The organism is Natrinema soli, assembly GCF_028618695.1.
This window is the reverse complement of sequence record NZ_JAQIVI010000824.1, coordinates 1-542: the sequence shown is the minus strand read 5'-3', so window position 1 is coordinate 542 and position 542 is coordinate 1. Positions and strand designations below refer to the sequence as shown.

2 pseudogenes are annotated in these 542 nt (G+C 70.3%); both read right to left on the bottom strand.

Features of this window, described 5'->3' with window-relative positions:
* Positions 1-282, bottom strand: a pseudogene (locus tag PGX04_RS33435) (TIGR00303 family protein); the annotation flags it as partial.
* Positions 283-284: 2 nt separating this feature from the next.
* Positions 285-542, bottom strand: a pseudogene (locus PGX04_RS33430) (cobalamin biosynthesis protein CobY); the annotation flags it as partial.

Below are 542 nucleotides of genomic sequence, written 5' to 3'. Positions count from 1 at the left end.
GTCGAGGTCGACCGTCGGTGCGGCCGTCGACTGGGTGAGGCCCGCGTCGATCACCGACACGTCGAAGTCGACGACCTCCCGAACCGCCCGGGTCACGGCGGCGGGCGTCGGACAGCCGTTCGGACTCACGGGCGTCACCGGCGACATAACCGGTTCCCCGTACTCGAGGATCTCGACGTCCGCCGAGGGCGTGTGCTCCATCAGTTCCGGGGCGGCCCCGGCGGCGCTGATGCCGTCGATCAGGGCCGTTTCGGTCGTCCCGGCGGGGAGGAGGAGCCGCATCGTTAGCGTCCCTCCGCGGATCGGCGCTGCAGCCGGTCGGCCGCGACGCGGGCGTCTTCGAGTCGGTTCACGTTCACCGCCAGTCGTGGATCGTAACGTACGTCTGTCATCGTCGTAGTCGTGGATTCGTCCGCGGTGCCGACGACGTTGACCCCGGTCGGCGCGAGGTGGTCGTCGGACTCGAGTCGCGCGTCGATACTGGCTCCGAGCCGCCGTTTGAGCGCCGCGGGAACGCAGACGGTCCGCGAGGCGTCGCTGTC